We start from the raw sequence: 20,299 nt of genomic DNA, 5'->3' as shown, positions 1-20,299 counted from the left end.
ATAATGATAACTATTATTATTTTGTATATGGCGGCGCAATCTTCTTATTTCTTACCTGAATATCCTTAATTCCTTCATATTTGCGCCGCCAATGCAGACTCCTTTACCTAGAAGTCGTAGCTCATGGAGACCTTCAGCGTGCGCGGATCGCCCCGGAAGATGTAGGTGCCCAGATCTTCGACGCCGGACCAGTACTTCTCGTTGGTCACGTTATCCACGCCCACGCGCCACACCATCTCGTTGGCATCCTGATTCAGGCGGGTCCGGTAGCGAACGCCCAGATCCAGCGTGGTGTAGTCATCCAGCTTTTTGGTGTTGGCGGCGTTGGCATATTGCGAGCCGGAGTGGTTCACGCGCGCTGTTGCCGTCAGGCCCTCTACCGGCTTAATGTCGTACTCTGCGCCAAACACCATAAAGACGCTCGGGACACCGATAGCATCTTTGCCGTCGTTGAGTCCGTTCTGCGTTTTGGTCATCTCCGCGTTGACCCAGGTGGCGCTGCCGTTCAGGCGCAGGCCGAGCACCGGCTCGCCAAAGACGTTCAGCTCCAGGCCGCGGTTACGCTGCTCACCGTCAAGCTTGTAGGGACCATCCGTACCGTACTGAATGGCAGAGGGTTTTTTGATCTCAAACAGCGCCAGGGTACCGCCGATGCGACCGTAGTCGATCTTCACCCCGACCTCATTCTGCTTCGAGTGGGCAATGCCGGTGCTCTGACCGAAGTTAGAGGCGCTTCTCGGAGCGACGGCGCCCGGCTGCAAGGCTTCGGTATGGTTGGCGTAGAGCGACAGCTCTTCCCACGGCTTATAGACCACGCCGTAGGTTGGCATCCAGCGGCTCTCTTCATAGCGGGAGTCACTCTGTTCCGCTCCCGTGGCGTTGTTGTAGTTGCGCACCACTACCTTCTGGTTACGCGCGCCAACGGTGAAGAGCAGGCTGTCATCCAGCACGCCCAGGGTATCGCTCAGCAGCCAGCCCTGAGTACGGTTCCGGCTGGTGGTACGCGGATCGCCATAGTTGCCGCCAAAGCTCGTCACAGGCGGCATTGCCACATCGCTCGGATGGTAGATGTTGATGGTCGGGTTGGCAGCAGCGGAGGACATCCGCCATGCGGTTCTGTCGCGTTTGATCAGCGCCGAATAGCCAACGTTAATTTTATGCGAGACAAAGCCGGTATCGAGATTACCGCGCAGGCCCAGCATGCCGCTGTTAGCATCGATATAGCGGTTGGTATCCAGACGGCTTGCCGTCGCATCACCGTTGGCGTTGAGCAGCTTCGGCGAGCTGTAGGTTCCAATTTCATGGGCCTGTTGCGCACCCGCAGCGGCATAGGCGGTCCAGGCGTCGGTCAGATCATACTCGGCGCGGGCCACACCAAACTGGTTGTCGATGTCGTTGTAGCTCCACGTCTGGCTGTAGTTCGTGCTGGGATCCGGCACGTCGGGAATGAAATCTACGCCGGTAATATTGACGCCCATGCCGCTGCCGTGGAAGGTCTTCTTCTGGTAGGCCGCATCCAGCGAGGTGCGCAGGCGATCGCCCCGGTAGTCGAGGCCGATCGAGGCCAGCGTGGTACGGCGGCGATCGTGATCCAGCGGGGCTTCACCCTCGCGATGCAGCAGGTTAATGCGCGTGCCAAACTGGTTGTTATCGCCAAAACGACGCCCCAGATCCAGCGAGCCGCCGACCATCGCCTGGCTGGTGTAGTCGACGCCCACGCGGGTCGTGGGGGTATCTTCCGCATGCTTAGGCTCAAGGTTGATCATCCCACCCACACCGCTGCCCGCCGCGCCGTTCAGCAGACCGTTGGCACCTTTGAAGATCTCGACACGCTCGATCATCTGGGTATCCACTACCTGACGCGGTACCACGCCCGGCAGGCCGCTCATGGTCATGTCGTCGCCATCGAGCTTAAAGCCACGAATGCGGTAGGTTTCGGCGGAGTTGCCGTAGCCCTGCACCGGCTGGACGCCTGCATCGTTGCGCACCACGTCGGCAATGGTTTTGGCCTGCAGATCCTCTACCGCTTTGGCGGTATAGCCGATGACGTTAAAGGGCACGTCCATCGCCTTCTGCTCGCCGAGCATCCCCAGACGGCCGCCATGGGCTACCTGACCGTCCAGATAAGCAGGAACCGGCACATCACCGCCGGGCGTAAACTCGCTGACCGGTGCTGCCTGCACCACAATGGTATCTTCCTGATTGGTCTTGCTGGTGTCAGCGGCTTCAGCCTGCGCTGAATGGGCTACCGCGCCGATAGCCAGCGCAAGCAAGGACTTGCGCAAAGTGAGAGCGTTATTTTTTATAGGTTGCATCATTAACTCATACGAGAGCGTGGTTAAAAAAATGGCCCGTTGCCGGGCCGGTTGGATTACTGATTCAGGGCGATGCGGACAACGCTGTCCGGACCGTTGGTCGAGTGATCTTTATTGAAGGCCTGCTTGACGGTGACATAGAGGGTCTGGCCGTCGGCAGAGACCAGCAGGCTGTTCGGGTTCGGCGGCAGATCCCACGACTGTTTAACCGCGTAGGTGGTGCCGTCGAGGCTCAGCAGCTTGCCGGACTCACGCTGGCTGATGTAGATCTCGTTGCGTTTCGGGTTGAACTTCACCGACAGAGAGTCACCGACGTCAAGCTGCTTGATCACCTTGCCGGTATGGATATCCAGCACCAGGGTGGTTTTTGCCTTTGAGTTATCGGTCACGAACAGGCGGCCGGTGGCACTGTCCTCTGCGAAGTTAAGCAGCAGGGCCTCTTTTTCGCCCAGCGGCTTCCAGCGTTTTTCCACACGGTTAGTGCGCGGGTTAATGACCAGGATCTCACCGCCGCCGTTGGCAGCATAGATGCGCTGGGTCTGCTCGGAGTAGTGCAGGCCGGTCATCCATTTACCGGTGTTTTTGATGCGCGTTTTCAGCTTCATGGTTTTCGCATCCACCACCCACATCAGCGCCGGGTCGGCTACCGCGCCGATGTAGAGCAGGCCGTTATGCAGTAGCACCTGACGCGCACCGTACGGGAAGCCCTCTTTATTACGCTCCGGGAAGATCGCCCGCGCCAGTACCTTGCCGTCTGCGGTGTTGATGGCGCTGATGCCCGCGTCCAGCGAGTTGGTGACGTAAACAGTTTTACCGTCCGGGGCGATATCCATACCGAAGTTTTTCAGATCGGTATGGGTCGATCCGATCGTTTTTAAGGTTTTAGGATCGAGCTTGTAGACCACCCCGCCCTGCACATCTTTAAATCCTTCTGCGCTGGCCACGTATAGCGCGTCACCCGCCGGGCTTAACGCCAGCTCATAGACGCCCTCCGCCAGTTCGCGCTTCACGACGTTAGTCTGCTGCGCTGCCGCTGCCTGCGGTTTTTGCGCCTCGGCGGCCGGTTTTGCGCTGGCGGACTGGGTGGTATTGCAGCCGCTCAGCACCATTGCCACGCAGAGGGCCAGGGCAGAGGTTTTCATTTTCATCAGGAGCATCCTTAACCGTTCAAAGTCATTCATCAGGAAGGTAGCGCGCCAGCCAAAAGCGGCCTGACCAAACGCTAAAGAGAATGAGAACTATACTCATTATGAGTATGCAATCAAGAATAATTACCTTGAAAAGTTGAGAAAAAACCACGCAGCTTCGCCTCATAAAAGTTACGTGGTTTTTAACAGGATTTTAGTGTTGCCGTTATCGCTTACAGACCCAGGGTTTTTAACACCGCTGGCTTCGCCGGTTCCCCGGTGCGGGTGGTGACGCCAGCGAGCCAGCTGTCCAGCAGTTCCGGGCGCTTAGCCAGCTCGGCGCGGGCAGCCTCCTGGGCGCTCTGCTTATCGTCCAGCACGCGGGTGATAACGGCGTTCTCCAGCGGGACGTCAAACTTCAGCTGGCTGAAGAAGCGGTTAGCGTTCGGGCATTGGGTGGCAAAATCCTTACGCGTGACGGTGTTGACCGTTGCGCTGCCGTAGTTAGCGCCAAAGTAAGCATCGCCCCCGCTCAGGTAGGCCAGCTTAAAGCGGGTGTTCATGGCATGCGGCTCCCAGCCGAGGAAGACGATCCACTCCTTCCGCTCCACCGCCCGCGTCACCTGCGCCAGCATCCCGCTCTCGCTCGACTCCACCAGATTCCAGTCCTGCAGGGCAAAATCGTGCTTGTCGAGCATCTTCTTCAGGTTCTGGTTGGCCGGCGCGCCGGGGGCGATGCCGTAAATTTTATGATTAAACTTGTCGGCGTACTTTTGCAGGTCGGCAAAGTCTTTCACGCCCGCAGCGGCCACGTAGTCCGGCACCGCGAGAGTAAAACGGGCCGCGGGCAGGTTAGCCCCCAGCACCTTGACCGAGCCGTCGGCGGTAAACTTGCTGATAACCGGCTCCTGGGCAGGCATCCAGTTGCCTAAGAAAACATCCACCTGACCGGTTTTCAGCCCCTGATAGGCCAGCGCTACCGAGAGGTTCTGCACCTTCTGCTGATAGCCCAGCGCGTTCAGCACCACGCCAGAGAGTGCGTTGGTGGCAGCGATGTCCGTCCAGCCCGGATCGGACTGGGTGATGGTGTCACAGCGCGCCTCTTCTGCGGCAATGCTGCTCAGAGGAAGCCAGCCAGCCGCAGCCAGCAGAACGAATTGCGTGAGTGTCTTCATTTTCATTTTATTTTCCTGCCGGTTGTTGAAAAGGACGCGGATAGCGGGCAAAGGCCTCTTGTTCATCCAGCGTCTGGTGATTACGGATATAGCGTTCCGATGCCGCCAGGAACGGCTGATAGTCCCACTTCGGAATAGCGTCGCGCCCGGCGATACGGGTCAGGAAGAGCCGCTTCTGCTGGCTGGCCAGCACCTGCTTATGGAGCGCCTCCAGATCCCAGCGGGAGCGCACCTCGCTGGCAAAAGAGTGAGCCTGATCCTGGTAACGCGCATGGCTCGCCAGATTGACGCGCTCATGGGGATCCTCAGCGAGGTTAAAGAGCTGCGGCGCTTCGCTAAAGGAGTGAATGTATTTCCAGCTGCCACGGCGGATCATCAGCATCGGGCCAAGCGCTCCTTCGGCAAGGTATTCACTCACCGCATCGTCAGGCCCCGATTCGCCTTTCAAATGTGGCACTACGCTGCTGCCGTCGAGGGGAGAAATCGCCTGCGTTTTACGATCTTCGCCGGAGGCCAGCTCCACCAGAGTAGGCAGCACGTCGACCAGCGAGACGCTCTGGCTTACCCGACGCGGTGCGAAACGTTTAGGGTTATGCACAATAAAGGGAATGCGCACGGCGTTTTCAAAGAAGGTCATCTTGTACCAGAGGTCACGCTCGCCAAGCATCTCCCCGTGGTCGGCGATGACCATCACCACGGTATTCTCCGCCAGCCCGGTCTCCTCCAGAGTGCGCACCACTTCACCAAAGCAGTCATCGACGTAGGCCATCGCGCCATAGTAGGCGTGACGCGCGCGACGAATATGCTCGTCGGTGATCATCCCTTCTTCCAGCTGGTACATGGCCCGCAGGCGGGCGGAGTGGGCGTCGTCCTCCACGTCCCCTCTGCGTGTTTTCGGCATGTCGATATCCGCTTCGTTAAAACGGTCAAGATAGCGCTTCGGAATGGCAAAGGGATCGTGCGGATGGGTCAGGGAGAGCAGCAGCATAAACGGCTGCTCGTCGGGCCGCCGCGCTGCATCATAGAGCCGCTGGCGCGCCTGGAAGAGTGCGTCATCGTCAAAGTCGAGCTGGTTAGTACGCACGCACTCCCCCGCCTCCAGCACCGAGCTCATATTGTGGAACCAGTCCAGCCGGCGCTCCGGGTGGTGCCAGTCCGGCGTCCAGCCAAAATCCGCCGGGTAGATATCGGTGGTCAGACGCTCATCGAAACCGTGAAGCTGATCCGGGCCGCAGAAGTGCATCTTGCCGGAGAGCCAGGTCCTGTAGCCCTGCTCGCGCAGATAGTGGCAAAAAGTGGGCGAATCAGCATGGAATTCGGCAGCGTTATCAAATACCGCATTGCGTGAAATAAACTGTCCGGTCATCAGCGACGCACGCGACGGCGCGCAAAGCGGGCTATTACAGTAGGCAGATTCAAATACCACCCCTTCGCGTGCTAACTTATCGATATTCGGTGTCAGACTAACCTTATTACCATATGTTCTGAGGGCGCTGGCCGTTAACTGATCGGCCATAAGAATAACGATATTCGGTTTATTCATAAGCGTAAAGCGTCCAAAAATAAAATAAAAAAGAAAAACGTGTTAGGTTTATCTCACGCTTATTTACCCCTGTGAAGGGGTTATTTCATTATCATGACATAAGGTGGGCTAATGGCAGGAAAATTACAGCTTCCGCCTCTCCAGGCGCTGGTAGTATTTGAAGCGGCGGCACGTTTGGGTAATTTTACCGCGGCCGGGCACGAGCTGGGACTTTCCCAGCCGGCGGTGAGCCAGCGTATTCAGGCGCTGGAAAACGTCGTCAATGCCTCTCTTTTTGAGCGACGCCACCGGGGCGTACAGCTCACCGAGGCGGGCAACAGTCTCTACCTGATTGTGCGTAATAGCCTGAACGAGATCAGCGAGCAGTTGGAGCGAACCCGCCACCAGCGCAGCGTGCTGCGTATCGATACCGATATGGGCTTCGCCAGCTACTGGCTACTGCCGCGCATGGAGCGGCTTCAGCAGCTTATTCCCGGCGTAGAGGTGCAGATCGCTACCTCGCCAAATGACTATAGCTTTCGCGACAGCAATGCCGATCTGGCTATCTATTTTGGTCACGGAAACTGGGCGGGAACCCAGACCCAGCGGCTCTTTCCCGAGACGGTCTTTCCGGTGTGCAACCAGAAAATTATGCAGCAACTTCAGCAGGATAAACGGCCTGAAGCCCTGCTGGCATTCCCACTGCTCAAGCTGCCGGATACCCGCCCTCAGCGCTGGATGACGTGGGAAGAGTGGTTCCGCCAGCACCATGTTTACGGCCAGAGCCATGCTGCCTCGCGTACTTTTAACGCCTACTCGCTGGTGATCCAGGCGGCGCTTGAGGGCCAGGGGATCGCCCTCGGCTGGCAGCCACTTATCGCGCCGTTCCTTGCGGCCAATCAGCTGGTGCAGTGCGGGCCGCAGCTGCGTACCGAGCGCGGCTACTATCTTATTTCTGCCAGCGGCAAGTCCACCACTGCCCAGCATGAAAAAGTAAAAGCCTGGTTATTAGATGAGGCATGGAGTTTTCATTTCATGGAAAAAGCTTTGCCAGAAATTATCTAAGCTAATGCTTATTATGTATATCCAATAAAACAAAATAGATTTTCGCCTCTCTGGCGATTACGTTAATGTGTAGTGGATTATAAATATTAAGATGAAACTATGTCACAGCCTATATTTCAGCTCAAAGCGGTTAATAAGAACTATTATCCTGGCGGCGGCAAGCGCCTTTTTTCTCGCCGTCCGCAAACGTCCGGCGTTAACGCGCTGAACAATATTAATTTAGAGATTTTTGCCGGTGAGATTTTTGTCATTGTCGGTCTCTCCGGATCGGGCAAATCGACTCTGCTGCGTACCCTGAATCACCTCATTCCGGCCAGCTCCGGCGAGGTGATTTTTCAGGGCCAGGCGCTGGCCACCCTGCCACCAGCAGGGCTGATTGCCATGCGCCGCCAGCATATCGGTATGGTTTTCCAGTCGTTCGCTCTGTTTGAAGAGCGCAGCGTGCTGGACAACGTGGCGTTTGGCCTGGAGGTAGCGGGCGCTGCCCGTCCGCTTCGCCATCAGCAGGCGCGCGCCATACTGGAGAAGGTTGGTCTGGGTGACGTTGCCGACAGCTATCCTCATCAGCTCTCCGGTGGGATGCAGCAGCGCGTGGGCCTTGCTCGAGCGCTGGTGGTTAACCCCACCGTGCTGCTAATGGATGAAGCCTTCTCCGCGCTGGATCCGATCATTCGCCGGGAGATGCAGTTGTTGCTGCTAACGTTGCAGGCGGAGTCCCGACGCACCATCGTATTTGTCACTCACGATATGGAGGAGGCGCTGCGCCTTGGCACACGCATTGCGATTATGGAGAAAGGCGAGCTGGTACAAGTAGGCAAGCCGGAGGAGCTTATCAACGCCCCCGCCACCGCCTACGTGCGCCACTTCTTCTCCGGCGTGGACGTTTCGCGCTGGCAGCTGGCGGAAACCTATGCCGATGTCTGGACGCAGTAAGGAGTAACATGAGCTATCCCTTAGACTTTAGCCGCCAGATCGACGACGCGGTACACACCTTGCTGGCCCACGCGGGCGGATTTTTCGATGGCTTTGCCCGGGTGGTGGATGCCTTTGCCGGCGGCCTTGAGCAGCTGATCGGGGCGCTGAATCCGTGGGGGCTGGTAATCCTGGCCGTGGGGCTGAGCGCGTGGCGCATTGGTAAAGGCTTCGCCCTGTTTGCGCTACTCGCCACCCTCTATATTATTTACAGCGGCTACAGCGATCACGCCGCCGTGACCCTGGCCCTTACCCTCTCCTCTACTTTTTTCAGCCTGCTGATCGGTATCCCGCTTGGGATCTGGAGCGCCAGACGGGCGCGGGTTGGCAGCGTGGTGCGTACCCTGCTCGACTTTATGCAGACCATGCCTGCGTTTGTCTATCTGATCCCGGCCACCATTCTGTTTGGCCTTGGACGCCCGCCGGGCATTTTCGCTACTATTCTCTTCTCCATGCCGCCGGTAGTACGCCTGACCGATCTCGGTATTCGCCAGGTGAACAGTGCGCGTATTGAAGCCGGCATCGCCTTCGGCTGTACGCCGTGGCAGCTACTATGGAAAGTGCAGCTGCCAGCGGCTCAGCCGTCCATTATGGCGGGCGTTAACCAGACCATTATGATGGCGATGTCGATGGTAATTATCGCTTCGATGGTGGGCGCAGGCGGCCTGGGTAACGACATCCTCAGCAGCATCCAGCAGCTTGAAATTGGCCTGGGGCTACAAAGCGGCCTGGTCGTCGTGCTGATGGCTATCCTGCTGGATCGCCTCTCGGCCAGCTTTGCCCGCCAGCGGCACCGTGAATGATGGACAAAATCGCCCACATTAAAGATGGGGTTGCAAGTTAAGATGATAAAGATTATCTTTCTCATCACTAAATAGTTGAGTAAATAACTCAGGTATTCAGTACGACATTGCTCACATTGCTTCCAGTATTTACTGCCCGCCCTGCGCGGGCTTTTTTTTCACCTGCGGATAGGCGAGGGTTATCGCTAAAGTTTGCCTTTAGGCTCGATAAAATAGCGTTGTAACCTTCGGCAAGTCATTGAAATAAAAGCGTCATATTACGGATTTATTCTAGGATAAATCTTACTTGTTGCGAAAACGCCGGTCATTATGGAAATACCACTCTCCTCGCGCCAGTTAAACGCAGGCATGTTACGCATCGCTGTACCGCATGTGACTCCCGACTCCAATAATCAGCAGGTGATGGCCCTTTTTAGCGAACATAAGACGCTGATAGGCCTGCCGGTGTTGGACAATAATCGCCCGCTCGGCATGATTAACCGCCACATCTTTCTCTCCCAGATGAGCCGCCCCTTCTTTCACGAACTCTACGATCAAAAGAGCTGCATCGCTTTTATGGATAAGACGCCGCTGATTGTTGAGGCCAGCGCCGGGCTGGAGTACCTCGCCGAGCGGGTAATCGAAACCGGCGATAAGGCGGTGACCGAGGGCTTCATCCTCACCGATGCGGGGCAGTACCTGGGGATTGGCCTGGGCATCGATCTGATCAAGACGGTCTCCGACCTACAGGCCAAGCAGCATTTTCAGATCATGCAGAGCATTGAATATGCACGGGTGATCCAGGAGTCGATGCTGAGCCGCTCGCGGCAGGGCATTGAGGAGAGCCTGCGAGACTGGTGCCTCTACTGGCAGCCAAGAGACTGCGTGGGCGGCGACATCTACGCTTTTCAGCGCGACGAAAATGGCTGGCTGGCGGTGATTGCTGACTGCACCGGACACGGCGTTCCCGGCGCATTTATGACCTTTATCTTCGCCTCTGCGCTGGAGAAGGCGCTCTCCCAGGCCCCGGCGCATGAGCCGGATCGTCTGCTGGCGATCGTCAATCGCCACATTAAGCAGACCCTGAGCCAGCTCCATCCCAGCGACGACCTCAACCAGTCTAATGATGGTTGCGATGCCATTGCCCTTTATGCCGATAACGCCAACGAGCAGCTGATCTGGGCTAACGCCCGGATGCACGCCTTTATGCTGGGCACGGAGGATGACGAGGTTAGCGTGCTGGAGTCCGACAGAAAAGGCCTCGGCTATACCGATACGCCCGCGGATCAGCAGTGGCGACGCTATCAGCGACCGTTGCGCTCTGGTGACAAGGTGATGATTGTTACCGACGGCGTGACGGATCAGATCGGCGGCGAGCGCGGCATTATGTTTGGTAAGAAACGTATTCAGTCCCTGTTATTACAGAACCGTACTCTGCCGATGAGCGCCCTCTCCGGTGCGCTGCAGGAGGGGCTTCAGGCCTGGCAAGGCAAGGAAGCGTCGCGTGATGACATGACGTGGTTTGGTTTTCGCTGGTGAGAAACAAAATGAAATTGAATGACCTGCAGGTCAAGGAAGCGGTCCTGCTACCGCTAATTACGCTACAGAGGCAGAGCGCGGTAGAGCTGTTCTATACCGGCTATTTCTCGCAGCAGCATATTGTGGCAATGGGTGACGTGGTGCGGGCCTGGCTCGATAAGCATGAATCTTCGCTGCCGCTGCGCCGTCGGCTCTTCTCTGTATTTATTGAGATGGGCCAGAACATAGTGCGCTACTCCAGCGACGAGCGCTACATCGGCACGGATAAAGAGGAGCTGCGCTTTGGTTCGCTCTGCCTGCATACCGATCATGCCAACTACTATCTCGAAGCCGCTAATCTGGTGGGTAACGAAGAGTCCTCCCTGCTGCAAAACAACCTCGACGTGCTACGCACCATGACCCAGGCCGAAATCAAGCAGGCCTGGAAACAGAACTTACGCAGTGAAGCGCCCGCCACCAGTAAAGGGGCCAATATCGGGCTGTTGACCATGGCGCGAGATACCAGCGAACCACTGGAGTATCGCATTCATCCTCTGGCGGCCAGCTCGCTGTCCGCTTTCCACTTAAAGGCTACCTTTTGCCATGACTGATACCACACTGCCTGCCGCGATTATGCTTGCAGCGACCTCTGCCACACCGGAAGTGAACTTTGATTTTGCGGCGCATCATCTGGTGTTAAAGGGTGAAGCCTATCCGGAGAACGCAGCGGCCTTCTTCCGCCCGCTGCTACAGGCCACTGAGAGCTGGCTGCAGGAGACGCCTGCGGGTTCATCCCCGCTGCAGCTGCACGTTGCGCTGAGCTATTTCAACAGCTCCAGCACCAAGCTGCTGTTTGAGTTTTTCGAGTCGCTCAACGGCTTCGCGAAACAGGGCAAAATCTGCGAGCTGCACTGGTATTACGATGCAGAGGACGATATCTCTGAAGAGTTTGGTCAGGAGGTCCGCCTTGATTTCCCTGCGCTTGCCGTCTTTTTAACGCCGGATCTTAACGCATGCTAGATATCAACGAGCTATTCCAGGAGGAGTACGCCATTCTGGAAGACGCCCGGGTAGCCGCCGCCGATGCGCAGCTGCCTGCCGAAGAGTGTCGTGAAAAGCTATGGACGGTGGCGAAACATTATCAGCGGCTCATTCGTCAGTCTTACCGCCTCATCTCGCGCAGCGATCGTGCCGAGCGAGAATTAACGCGCATAAACGATGAGCTACAGAAGCTGGCGGCCCGCCTTGAGTATGAAGCAACCCACGATCCGCTTACTGCCGTCTACAACCGCAGCGCAATCATCAACCAGATCAATCGTTCTCTGACCCAGGGCAACGTGGCGCTGATCCTGCTGGATATCGATCACTTTAAGCGCATCAATGACGAATACGGTCACCCGATGGGCGATAAGGTTATCTGCTCTCTGGTCTCACGCATACGTCATGCCCTCCCCTCGTCAGCATCCATTGGTCGCGTAGGCGGCGAAGAGTTTACTATTCTGTTGCCTGATGCCCGGCTGGAAGAGGCGATAATTATTGCGAGATATATTCACGCGTCGCTTAATGCATCGCCGCTGGACTGTCTGCCCCAGCAATATGTCACGGCCAGCTTTGGCGTTAGCCTTGGCGCTCGGCACAGCGATTTTGAAGCCTTATATAGCGCAGCCGACGTCGCGCTTTATACGGCAAAAAAGCGTGGACGTAATCAAGTTGCTTTACATGAGTCACTATTTCGTTCTGAACTTAAGTTAGCCGCTGTTTTACCGTTAGCTGAGAGCCTGCGTGCGGTATAGCCCGCAGGCAAGATATATTATATTTCAGCGCAGACTTAATTTTGCTCAGCAAATAATATCCCGGCGATTGCGATAGACTAATTTTACGGGTCGAATAATTGTGAAGTCACGCGAAACAAATTCATTTGTCGTCAGATAGCGCTCTTCATCTTTGTCATCGACCAGACGCCAGAGTGCAGTAAGCGTATCATAGCCAAGGGTTTTCTCGCCAGCAGGCGTGTCAACCCGATACTCTCCAGACGGCAGGTAGCCTGAGGAGAACTGTAAATGCTTACCCGGCTCGCCCTTAATAACATGTTCAATTTTTCTGAACCCTACAGGCACTAAATGGAAGCTATAAAAGGGTAAGCTATTAATTTTTAAGTTAGAAAAAGTTGATATAACTTCGTTCTCTCTTGTTATTACTACCTCTTTAAGAGTAACTTTTGAGGTCGGCAAAAGTTCCGGGAATAGGCATTCCACTTTGAAATAGATTATCTGCATATAGGCCTCTGGCTATCATACTTTGTTATGAGAACTTATATATCACCTACCTGTTATAGCGTATTAAACAGTAAACGACATTATTTTCAGATTATATCGACTACGACCGCGCGATAATTACACAGTTTTACACTTGTAAAGCGCTTAATATTAACTATTGAGATGATTTTTGTGATTTTATTAGCAAAAACAACACCAGGAAACTCAGCACATTTTTTAGACATTAAAATATGTCTTAATCCTGCCGTAGCGCTGCTTAATTTTATAACCAATTATCGATAAGCGGCCCCTGCCCTCCAAAAACCGGATCGCGATGCGGGAAAGGGGCCATGGCAATCGCTTCCAGCATCTCCGGTGTGGGTGCCCCGCGACAGAGATCAAACTCCTGGCCAGGGGGGTATGCTCCTACCACGGTAAAATCATCGCTGCTGCGAATATTACAGTGTCCCGTTCCCGCTGGCAGTAATACCACGTCTCCAGCACGCACAATCACCTGCTGCCCCTCCGGGCCGCCAAGCACAAGCAGCGCTTCACCCCGAGCAAAGGCCAGTACCTCATGGGCATTGCTGTGGTAATGGTGATAAGGGTAGATGCCATCTACCCACTGCGCAGGCCAGCCATTTTTTTCAAACAGCTGCTGCGCCGTGTCGACCGCGTTCTCACCAGGGGTAAAAACCTGGCGGTAGAGAATGACGGGCAGATGCGGGTTATTCGGCACCCAATCATTCGCGGCCAGTAACAGAACAGAGGTGGAGTCGGTTGCGTCCGCCATAGTCTCTCTTCCAGAAAAGAAGTGGTTATTTTAGCGTAGCCACTTATGCCATTCGATGCCAGAAGCATGCCTGCGCCGGGCGTAACGTCCGCTTTCCACCAGTGAAAATGGTAATCTTGTCAGTACCTTCTATATTTCGAGAAGTGCATCACATACCGGAGAAGTAAATATGAGATTTAAGGGATTAACAAAAGGCTTTTTTATCCTGATATTGCTGGTCGTTACGCTGGCGTTTTTTGACATCATGACGCCCTACTACTCGGCTATTTTATGGGCAGCAATACTGGCGGTGATATTCCAGCCGCTCAAAAACCGGCTGCGGGACAGGATCGCCGGACGCAACGGCATTGCCTCTCTCCTGACGGTGCTCATTATCTGCCTTATTGTTTTTACGCCGCTGGCGATCATTCTCTCGTCTCTGGCCTTTGAGGCGAATACGGTTTACAGCAAGCTCCAGGATAACAATACCCAGTTCCCGGTGGTGGTTGCCGATCTGGTCGCGCATCTGCCCGACTGGGCGCAGCAGTTTCTGGCCGATCACGACCTAAATAACGCTACGCAGATCCAGCAGCAGCTGTCGCAGGTGGCGCTGAAGAGCGGACAGTACCTTGCCGGCAGCGCCTTTCTTATTAGTAAGAGCACCTTCAGCTTTACCATTAGCTTTGGCGTCATGCTCTACCTGCTCTTCTTCCTGCTTAAGGATGGCCCCTACATCGTTAATCAGGCGCTGGAGTCGCTGCCTCTATCGCGCTATGTAAAGCATCATCTGTTTGCAAAATTCGCCGGGGTTTCCCGTGCGACGGTAAAGGGTACGGTGGTGATCGGTGCATTACAGGGGCTGCTGGGCGGCATCGGCTTCTACTTTGTTGGCATTGACGGCAGCGTGCTTTGGGGTGCGCTGATGGCCTTCCTGTCGCTGATCCCAGCGGTAGGCTCTGCCATCATTTGGGTACCCGCGGCCATCTTCCTTTTTGCTACTAATCAGATGTGGCAGGGCTTTTTCATCGTCGGCTTCTTTGTGATTGTCGTGGGGCTGGTGGATAACCTGCTGCGCCCGGTGCTGGTCGGTAAGGACACCAAGATGCCTGACTACCTGGTGCTTATTTCTACCCTTGGCGGGCTTGAGATCTACGGCATTAACGGCTTTGTGATTGGGCCGCTGATCGCCGCGCTGTTCCTGGCCTGCTGGAATCTGCTCTCCGGGAAAGATCACCAGGGCAACGCCGACGAACTGGACGATGAGTTTATCGAGGAGGGGCGGTTGCCGCCTGAATCTTAAGTGCTCGCTACGGCCAGGCTTGCCCTGGCCGTAATAAGTTTTGCCACTTTTCAGCATAGATTGACCTGGAACAAAAAACGCTCTATTTTGGAATTCCCTGCCTTCTGATGTGGTCCCACATTTTATGAAAATAGCTCTGACTGTAGTTGCCTCTGCACTCCTTGCCTACGCGCTTAACGCTCAGGCTTCAGATACCGGGACGCTCTCTATCTCGGGTAAGGTTGTCGATTCTGGCTTTACCGTTATGCCTGATGGCCAGCGCGTTATACAGCATAGCGTCTCTACTCAAACGGTTAACTTGCCCGGCGATGACAATCGGCAGATTATCATCACGGCCTGGGATTAACCCTGCATTGGCACGTTACCTCTCCTGCCGGGCTGAATTCAGCCAGCCCGCTTAATATATTCATCAGTTAATTCCTGTCATTTATTAAATGAATGAATATCTCCTCAATAATATAATCACACCAAATATAATAAGCACTATAAATTGCTTTGCATCAATAAAATATGCTGTTTTTATTGATGCACGCCAATCCATGTGCAATTGTAAGATCAACAAAAGGAAATCCATATTTATTTAATCTTAACTTGCCAAGGAAATTAAAATGAAAAAATTGCTTATTGTTACCGCAGTTTTAGCTACGTCTATTGCCGCGCCTGCTGTCTTTGCTGCGGATACTGATATGGGCACTTTAACTATTAATGGCTTAATCAAAGGTACAACTTGCCATTTTCTTTCCACTGCCCAGACGGCGCACATTCCTATGAATCAAATAGGTCTTGATGCAATGGATGATCTTACTCCAGGCAAAGCCTACGATGGCTATCAAAATAAAACCACTACATCTTTTAAAGTTAAATGCGCGCCCGGCACTGAGATTCCAAAACTTAAATTTCTTGCCGATCAGTTTGCAGTAAAAGGCGAAGATAGCGTGACTAAAATTGAGCAAGGTGAGGGTAAAGCTACAGGCGTTGGCTATGCGCTATTAATAAACGGCAAGCGCATTGATACCAATGGGAATACGACAATCGCCACGTCTAAAAATGATGAAGGCGAATATACTTTTGATATCTCCGCTCAGTACGCTCGTGCGTCCGACGAAGCGTTAAAAGCAGGTGCCGTAGATTCTACTGTTACCCTTACCGTAGTAGCAGACTGATTAAGATTTCCGGCAGGCTACTGCCGGTTTTTTTGCGGAGACAGGAAAAATGAAAAGGATTTTTGCGGCTCTGCTAGCCGTAACATCACTGCCCGCCTGGAGCGGCGTTTATATCTATGGAACACGGGTTATCTACCCGGCAGCGCAAAAAGAGGTTACCGTTCAGCTGATGAACCAGGGCGATCGCAGCTCGCTGGTGCAGGCCTGGATTGACGATGGTGATACGCAGACGCCACCGGAGAAGCTGGATGTGCCCTTCCTTCTGACGCCCCCTGTGGTTAAGGTCAAAGGTAATACCGGCCAGCAGCTCAAAATTAAATTTACAAAGGCGAATTTACCTCAGGATCGTGAGTCGCTTTTCTATCTTAACGTGCTTGATATTCCACCCAATGAAATCCATGACAGTGAAAATAACAAATTAAAATTCGCCTTACAAAACAGAATCAAACTCATTTATCGCCCTGCCAGCATAAAGAGCGTAAACAAAGAGACATTCTCCAGACTACATATAAAACGCGCTAGTGATGGCCTAACCGTTGAAAATAATTCCGCAAACTGGTTGACCATCACAGAAATTAAAGGCGCAGCTAAAATCAATAAAGAGACGCTGGTACTGGCCCCGCGCGCAAATCTGAAATTACCTGGCGCACCTCATACCGGAAAATACGCCGTCACGCTTATTGACGATTACGGAAATTATCTGCACGACAATATCAAAAGTAATTAATAGTCAGGGAAGCCACTATGCATAAACTTAACCTCATTACGATGGGGATAGTCTCCTCTTTGCTTTTGCATATTCTTTCTGCCAGGGCGGAAACGTTTGATACCCATTTTTTACATGGTGGATTAAAAGGAACGAAGACATCTAACCTACAGCTTGACGGCGATAAACCCCTGCCCGGTGCATACGACCTGGACATATACCTTAATGATGAATGGCGTGGACGCTATAGTGTAATTGTGGCGGACGATGCTGATAAAACCTGCCTACCCATCTCCCAACTACAGCAGATAGGTATTAAAACCGACGCATTTAAAGATGCATCGACGGAGCAGTGCCTCACGCTAAATGACGCCGTGCAGGGTGGCAGCGTCGATTACGATATAAGCCAGCTTGCGCTCAAACTCACCGTTCCCCAGGCCTGGGTGACCACGCATGAGCGCGGCTATATGCCGCCGGAAACCTGGGATCGCGGGATTAACGCCTTCTATACCTCTTACTATGCCAGCCAATACTATAGCGACTACAAACAGAACGGCACGAGTAAGAACAGCTATGTGAATTTCAACAGCGGCCTGAACCTGCTGGGTTTCCAGCTGCACTCTAGCGCTAACTACACTAAATCCGACGATAGCCAGGGTAAATGGAAGAGCAATACGCTCTATCTGGAGCGCGGCATTCCTGAAATTATGAGCACCGCCCGAGCGGGCGATATGTATACCGACAGTGAGCTGTTTGATTCCGTTCGCTTTAAGGGCGTCAGGCTGTGGCGCGATATGCAGATGCTGCCCAACTCCAAACAGAATTTCACCCCGGTGGTGAGAGGGATCGCACAGAGTAATGCCCTGGTCACCATCGAGCAGAACGGCTTTGTGGTCTATCAGAGCGACGTGCCACCCGGCCCGTTTGCCATTGACGATCTCCAGCTGGCAGGCGGCGGAGCTGACCTGGACGTTACGGTGAAAGAGGCAGATGGCACCACGACACACTATCTGGTTCCCTTCTCTTCCGTGCCCAAAATGCTCCAGCCGGGCGTAGTAAAATATGACGTTGCCGCCGGGCGCAGCCATATTGAGGGTGCCAGCGAACAGGCGGATTTTATGCAGGGGAGCTGGCAGTATGGCGTAAATAATTTAATCACGCTCTACACCGGCACGATGCTGTCGAATAATTACAATGCCTTTCTGCTCGGGAGCGGCTGGAATACCCGTCTTGGCGCGTTCTCTGTGGATGTTACCCGCTCCCACAGCAGCCAGGATGATGGCGCAACATATGATGGGCAGAGCTACCAGCTTGCCTGGAGTAAGTATTTATCACCCACCGGCACCCAGCTATCGATGGCCGCCTGGCGCTACTCCTCCAAAGACTACCGTACCTTTAACGATCACGTCTGGGCAAACAGTAAAAATAGCTACCATCGCGACGATGACGATGTGTATGACATTGCCGACTACTATCAAAACGACTTTGGCCGTAAAAACAGCTTTTCGCTGGCCGTTAACCAGGCACTGCCTACGGGGTGGGGCTCGCTCTCCGGCAGCGCCCTATGGCGCGACTACTGGCAGCGGGGAGGAACCCGCAACGACGTCCAGCTAAGCTATTCGAACAGCTGGTCACGCGTGACCTATACCCTCTCAGCCAGCCAGTCCTACGATGAGGATGACCGGGAGGATAAACGGTTTAATATCTACTTCTCGATTCCTTTCTCGTGGGGTGATGGTATCGCTACACCAAGGCGTGACCTGTACGTCTCGAATAGCACCACCTTTGATGATGATGGCTACCAGTCAAATAACACCAATATTAACGGCATCGCGGGCGACAAGGATCAATTTAACTACGGCGTGAACCTGAGCCACCAGCGAGAGGATCACGAAACCGCTGCGGGTGGGAACCTTGCCTGGCACGCTCCCTTTGCTACTCTGGACGGCAGCTATAGCCAGTCTAACCGCTACCATCAGGCCAGCGGCAGCATACAGGGCGGCGTGGTCGCGTGGAGGGGCGGCGTCAATCTGACCAACTCCCTTACCGAGACCTTTGCCATCATTGATGCGCCGGGGCTGGAGGGAGCTACCGTTCAGGGAAACAGATACAACACGACCGACAGGAAGGGTCATGCCATTTCCGGTAGCTTAACGCCTTATCGCGAAAATACGCTGATGCTCGATACGGCGCACACCGATAGCAACGTGGCGCTAAACGGCAACCGTAAAGGCGTTGTGCCCTATCGCGGCGCGGTAGTGCTGGCTAAGTTTGATACCGACAGTCGTAAGCCGTGGCTTTTCAAGGCCAGACGCCCGGACGGTTCACCGCTCACCTTTGGCTATGAAGTGGAAGATGAGGCGGGCCAGAACGTCGGCGTGGTCGCACAGGGCAGCCAGCTGTTTATTCGTACCGATAACGTACCGCAGTCTGTGCATGTCGCCACAGATAAGCAGCAGGGTCTCTCCTGTACTATCACGTTCGGTAAAACAATTGACGAAAGCAAAGTTTATACTTGCCGCTAGAAGGGATGACTATGCGTATTTTAATGGCACTTATTACGGTTTTTGCAGTTTTTCAGGCACAGGCGTATTGTTATATTTCTGGCAATGACAAGGCGCCAATAAGAAAAGCAAACCCTATCGAAATTGATCTTGATATAGCTAACAGCAACCGAGAGATACCCATTACTTTTGTTAGCGGCACTCCTGAGTTTAAATGTTACTACAACATTTTGAGCTCAAACATCTTTACTTTATAGACCTTGGGTAATGGTGAGGAACAATACTATTCTATAAATAATAACATTCATAACTTAGTGATTGGAATATCTTTGGTTAGTGAAAAATCCAAAACTTCTAACTTCACTGGAGGTTCCAACTTTTCGGGAGGTAAAGCTTATGCTGCAACGGAACTAGACAACCAACTAAAATACAAAATAAAATATAGCCTCAAATTTAATCACACGGGTAACGTTAAAAATACTATAGATGTTAACCAGACTTCTTTGCTCACCGATAAATTAATTTTAAAGCCAGCCTCCTGTAGTTTTATAGGGTGCATATATGACAATGACAATAGTGGGCAGCAATATGTTAATGAAGTGCCGATAATTGTTAAATTCACTCCCACCACCTGCACCTTTAAAAATCAGGAAATTTCAGCCCCGGATATTAGCTATCACGAAATTGATAGTAACGGCTTTACTGCACCGAGACCCAAACAGCCAGAGTTACAGTGCAGCAGCATTACTGGCGTCGCGACCAGCAATATCCATTATCACTTTGAATCCATCAGCGCCACCCAGGGCGACATTTTAAAGAACGATTTAGAAACGCAGCAGGGAAGCGCAGGAGAGGTGGGATTTGAGCTAACGAATAACAACAAAGCCATTAATTTTCCCTCCAGCGAGAAATTTACTCTCGCCAGTCGGGGAAGTGCTTTGCTAACCAATACGGTTTACCCGCTCAATCTACAGCTCCGCTATGCCCGCTATGGTAATAAGGTGTTTGCTGGCAGAGTCCAGAGCAGGGTCAAAGTCGTGGTGGATTACGATTAAGAGCAAGCGATAACAAACTCACCTGTGGTTCTTGAACCATAATGAGGTAAAAGACCACAGGAGAAAAC

At 53.6% G+C, this 20,299-nt stretch carries 20 protein-coding genes; 14 read left to right on the top strand and 6 right to left on the bottom strand.

The genetic code is table 11. The annotated features are described in order from the left end of the window. Window positions 1-107: 107 nt before the first annotated feature. From RTM13_RS07330 to betC, 4 genes are all read right to left on the bottom strand, one after another. On the bottom strand, window positions 108-2,315 hold the full coding sequence (locus RTM13_RS07330) for a TonB-dependent receptor (protein WP_409456031.1): 2,208 nt from the start codon (window positions 2,313-2,315) through the stop codon (window positions 108-110). Window positions 2,316-2,371: 56 nt separating this feature from the next. Further along, window positions 2,372-3,463 (bottom strand): YncE family protein, encoded by a 1,092-nt coding sequence (locus RTM13_RS07325; protein WP_312211337.1) that lies wholly within the window; start codon window positions 3,461-3,463, stop codon window positions 2,372-2,374. Between the two features lie 212 nt (window positions 3,464-3,675). Next, window positions 3,676-4,623, bottom strand: coding sequence for a choline ABC transporter substrate-binding protein (choX, locus tag RTM13_RS07320; RefSeq protein ID WP_312211335.1), 948 nt, complete (start codon window positions 4,621-4,623; stop codon window positions 3,676-3,678). Between the two features lies 1 nt (window position 4,624). Continuing rightward, a complete protein-coding gene (gene betC / locus RTM13_RS07315; RefSeq protein WP_312211333.1) occupies window positions 4,625-6,160 on the bottom strand; it encodes a choline-sulfatase in 1,536 nt (511 codons plus the stop codon). Between the two features lie 111 nt (window positions 6,161-6,271). Here betC and RTM13_RS07310 point away from each other — a divergent pair, with 111 nt between their 5' ends. The 7 genes from RTM13_RS07310 (at window position 6,272) to RTM13_RS07280 (ending at window position 12,269) form a co-directional block, all read left to right on the top strand. After that, the gene (locus tag RTM13_RS07310; RefSeq protein WP_312211332.1) at window positions 6,272-7,204 is read left to right on the top strand and encodes a LysR substrate-binding domain-containing protein; all 933 of its coding nucleotides are present in this window, start codon (window positions 6,272-6,274) and stop codon (window positions 7,202-7,204) included. A 99-nt stretch (window positions 7,205-7,303) separates the two neighbouring features. Then, complete coding sequence (locus tag RTM13_RS07305) at window positions 7,304-8,137, top strand: ATP-binding cassette domain-containing protein (protein ID WP_312211331.1); 834 nt, start codon at window positions 7,304-7,306, stop codon at window positions 8,135-8,137. Between the two features lie 8 nt (window positions 8,138-8,145). Further along, window positions 8,146-8,979 carry a proline/glycine betaine ABC transporter permease gene (locus RTM13_RS07300; protein ID WP_312211329.1) on the top strand — a complete coding sequence of 278 codons (834 nt, stop codon included), beginning with the start codon at window positions 8,146-8,148 and terminating at the stop codon, window positions 8,977-8,979. Between the two features lie 309 nt (window positions 8,980-9,288). Next, complete coding sequence (locus tag RTM13_RS07295) at window positions 9,289-10,497, top strand: SpoIIE family protein phosphatase (protein ID WP_312211327.1); 1,209 nt, start codon at window positions 9,289-9,291, stop codon at window positions 10,495-10,497. A gap of 8 nt (window positions 10,498-10,505) precedes the next feature. After that, window positions 10,506-11,087 (top strand): SiaB family protein kinase, encoded by a 582-nt coding sequence (locus RTM13_RS07290; protein ID WP_312211326.1) that lies wholly within the window; start codon window positions 10,506-10,508, stop codon window positions 11,085-11,087. Further along, window positions 11,080-11,496 carry a DUF1987 domain-containing protein gene (locus tag RTM13_RS07285; protein WP_312211325.1) on the top strand — a complete coding sequence of 139 codons (417 nt, stop codon included), beginning with the start codon at window positions 11,080-11,082 and terminating at the stop codon, window positions 11,494-11,496. The genes RTM13_RS07290 and RTM13_RS07285 overlap by 8 nt, the downstream gene beginning before the upstream one ends. Continuing rightward, a complete protein-coding gene (locus RTM13_RS07280) occupies window positions 11,490-12,269 on the top strand; it encodes a GGDEF domain-containing protein (RefSeq protein WP_312211324.1) in 780 nt (259 codons plus the stop codon). The genes RTM13_RS07285 and RTM13_RS07280 overlap by 7 nt, the downstream gene beginning before the upstream one ends. Window positions 12,270-12,314: 45 nt before the next feature. Here RTM13_RS07280 and RTM13_RS07275 read toward each other — a convergent pair whose 3' ends face one another. Both RTM13_RS07275 and RTM13_RS07270 read right to left on the bottom strand, forming a co-directional pair. Continuing rightward, window positions 12,315-12,752, bottom strand: coding sequence for a hypothetical protein (locus RTM13_RS07275; protein WP_312211322.1), 438 nt, complete (start codon window positions 12,750-12,752; stop codon window positions 12,315-12,317). Window positions 12,753-13,014: 262 nt separating this feature from the next. Next, window positions 13,015-13,524 (bottom strand): cupin domain-containing protein, encoded by a 510-nt coding sequence (locus RTM13_RS07270; protein ID WP_312211320.1) that lies wholly within the window; start codon window positions 13,522-13,524, stop codon window positions 13,015-13,017. Between the two features lie 169 nt (window positions 13,525-13,693). Between RTM13_RS07270 and RTM13_RS07265 the strand changes: the two genes are divergently transcribed. The 7 genes from RTM13_RS07265 (at window position 13,694) to RTM13_RS07235 (ending at window position 20,231) form a co-directional block, all read left to right on the top strand. Next, window positions 13,694-14,803: an AI-2E family transporter gene (locus tag RTM13_RS07265; protein ID WP_312211318.1), complete on the top strand. Its 1,110-nt coding sequence runs from the start codon at window positions 13,694-13,696 to the stop codon at window positions 14,801-14,803. A gap of 124 nt (window positions 14,804-14,927) precedes the next feature. After that, entirely contained in the window at window positions 14,928-15,149 is a 222-nt protein-coding gene (locus tag RTM13_RS07260; protein ID WP_312211316.1) for a hypothetical protein, read from the top strand. Window positions 15,150-15,411: 262 nt separating this feature from the next. Then, the gene (gene yehD / locus RTM13_RS07255; protein ID WP_312211314.1) at window positions 15,412-15,966 is read left to right on the top strand and encodes a fimbrial protein YehD; all 555 of its coding nucleotides are present in this window, start codon (window positions 15,412-15,414) and stop codon (window positions 15,964-15,966) included. Window positions 15,967-16,015: 49 nt separating this feature from the next. Next, entirely contained in the window at window positions 16,016-16,693 is a 678-nt protein-coding gene (locus RTM13_RS07250; protein ID WP_312211312.1) for a fimbria/pilus periplasmic chaperone, read from the top strand. Between the two features lie 17 nt (window positions 16,694-16,710). Then, window positions 16,711-19,197: a fimbrial biogenesis outer membrane usher protein gene (locus tag RTM13_RS07245; protein WP_312211310.1), complete on the top strand. Its 2,487-nt coding sequence runs from the start codon at window positions 16,711-16,713 to the stop codon at window positions 19,195-19,197. A gap of 11 nt (window positions 19,198-19,208) precedes the next feature. Further along, window positions 19,209-19,433, top strand: a complete 225-nt coding sequence (locus RTM13_RS07240) for a hypothetical protein (RefSeq protein ID WP_312211308.1) — start codon at window positions 19,209-19,211, stop codon at window positions 19,431-19,433. 72 nt (window positions 19,434-19,505) lie between these two features. Continuing rightward, complete coding sequence (locus RTM13_RS07235; RefSeq protein ID WP_312211306.1) at window positions 19,506-20,231, top strand: fimbrial protein; 726 nt, start codon at window positions 19,506-19,508, stop codon at window positions 20,229-20,231. Window positions 20,232-20,299 lie beyond the last annotated feature (68 nt).

It is taken from the genome of Pseudescherichia sp. (assembly GCF_031979925.1).
Taxonomy (GTDB): Bacteria; Pseudomonadota; Gammaproteobacteria; order Enterobacterales; family Enterobacteriaceae; genus Pseudescherichia.
The sequence above is the reverse complement of the archived record's forward strand: the minus strand, read 5'-3'. Positions and strand labels throughout refer to the sequence as shown.

Coding starts and splice junctions, on each gene's coding strand:
- RTM13_RS07330 (WP_409456031.1), bottom strand. CDS start 2,315: ATGCAACCTATAAAAAATAACGCTCTCACTTTGCGCAAGTCCTTGCTT.
- RTM13_RS07325 (WP_312211337.1), bottom strand. CDS start 3,463: ATGAAAATGAAAACCTCTGCCCTGGCCCTCTGCGTGGCAATGGTGCTG.
- choX (WP_312211335.1), bottom strand. CDS start 4,623: ATGAAAATGAAGACACTCACGCAATTCGTTCTGCTGGCTGCGGCTGGC.
- betC (WP_312211333.1), bottom strand. CDS start 6,160: ATGAATAAACCGAATATCGTTATTCTTATGGCCGATCAGTTAACGGCC.
- RTM13_RS07310 (WP_312211332.1), top strand. CDS start 6,272: ATGGCAGGAAAATTACAGCTTCCGCCTCTCCAGGCGCTGGTAGTATTT.
- RTM13_RS07305 (WP_312211331.1), top strand. CDS start 7,304: ATGTCACAGCCTATATTTCAGCTCAAAGCGGTTAATAAGAACTATTAT.
- RTM13_RS07300 (WP_312211329.1), top strand. CDS start 8,146: ATGAGCTATCCCTTAGACTTTAGCCGCCAGATCGACGACGCGGTACAC.
- RTM13_RS07295 (WP_312211327.1), top strand. CDS start 9,289: ATGGAAATACCACTCTCCTCGCGCCAGTTAAACGCAGGCATGTTACGC.
- RTM13_RS07290 (WP_312211326.1), top strand. CDS start 10,506: ATGAAATTGAATGACCTGCAGGTCAAGGAAGCGGTCCTGCTACCGCTA.
- RTM13_RS07285 (WP_312211325.1), top strand. CDS start 11,080: ATGACTGATACCACACTGCCTGCCGCGATTATGCTTGCAGCGACCTCT.
- RTM13_RS07280 (WP_312211324.1), top strand. CDS start 11,490: ATGCTAGATATCAACGAGCTATTCCAGGAGGAGTACGCCATTCTGGAA.
- RTM13_RS07275 (WP_312211322.1), bottom strand. CDS start 12,752: ATGCAGATAATCTATTTCAAAGTGGAATGCCTATTCCCGGAACTTTTG.
- RTM13_RS07270 (WP_312211320.1), bottom strand. CDS start 13,524: ATGGCGGACGCAACCGACTCCACCTCTGTTCTGTTACTGGCCGCGAAT.
- RTM13_RS07265 (WP_312211318.1), top strand. CDS start 13,694: ATGAGATTTAAGGGATTAACAAAAGGCTTTTTTATCCTGATATTGCTG.
- RTM13_RS07260 (WP_312211316.1), top strand. CDS start 14,928: ATGAAAATAGCTCTGACTGTAGTTGCCTCTGCACTCCTTGCCTACGCG.
- yehD (WP_312211314.1), top strand. CDS start 15,412: ATGAAAAAATTGCTTATTGTTACCGCAGTTTTAGCTACGTCTATTGCC.
- RTM13_RS07250 (WP_312211312.1), top strand. CDS start 16,016: ATGAAAAGGATTTTTGCGGCTCTGCTAGCCGTAACATCACTGCCCGCC.
- RTM13_RS07245 (WP_312211310.1), top strand. CDS start 16,711: ATGCATAAACTTAACCTCATTACGATGGGGATAGTCTCCTCTTTGCTT.
- RTM13_RS07240 (WP_312211308.1), top strand. CDS start 19,209: ATGCGTATTTTAATGGCACTTATTACGGTTTTTGCAGTTTTTCAGGCA.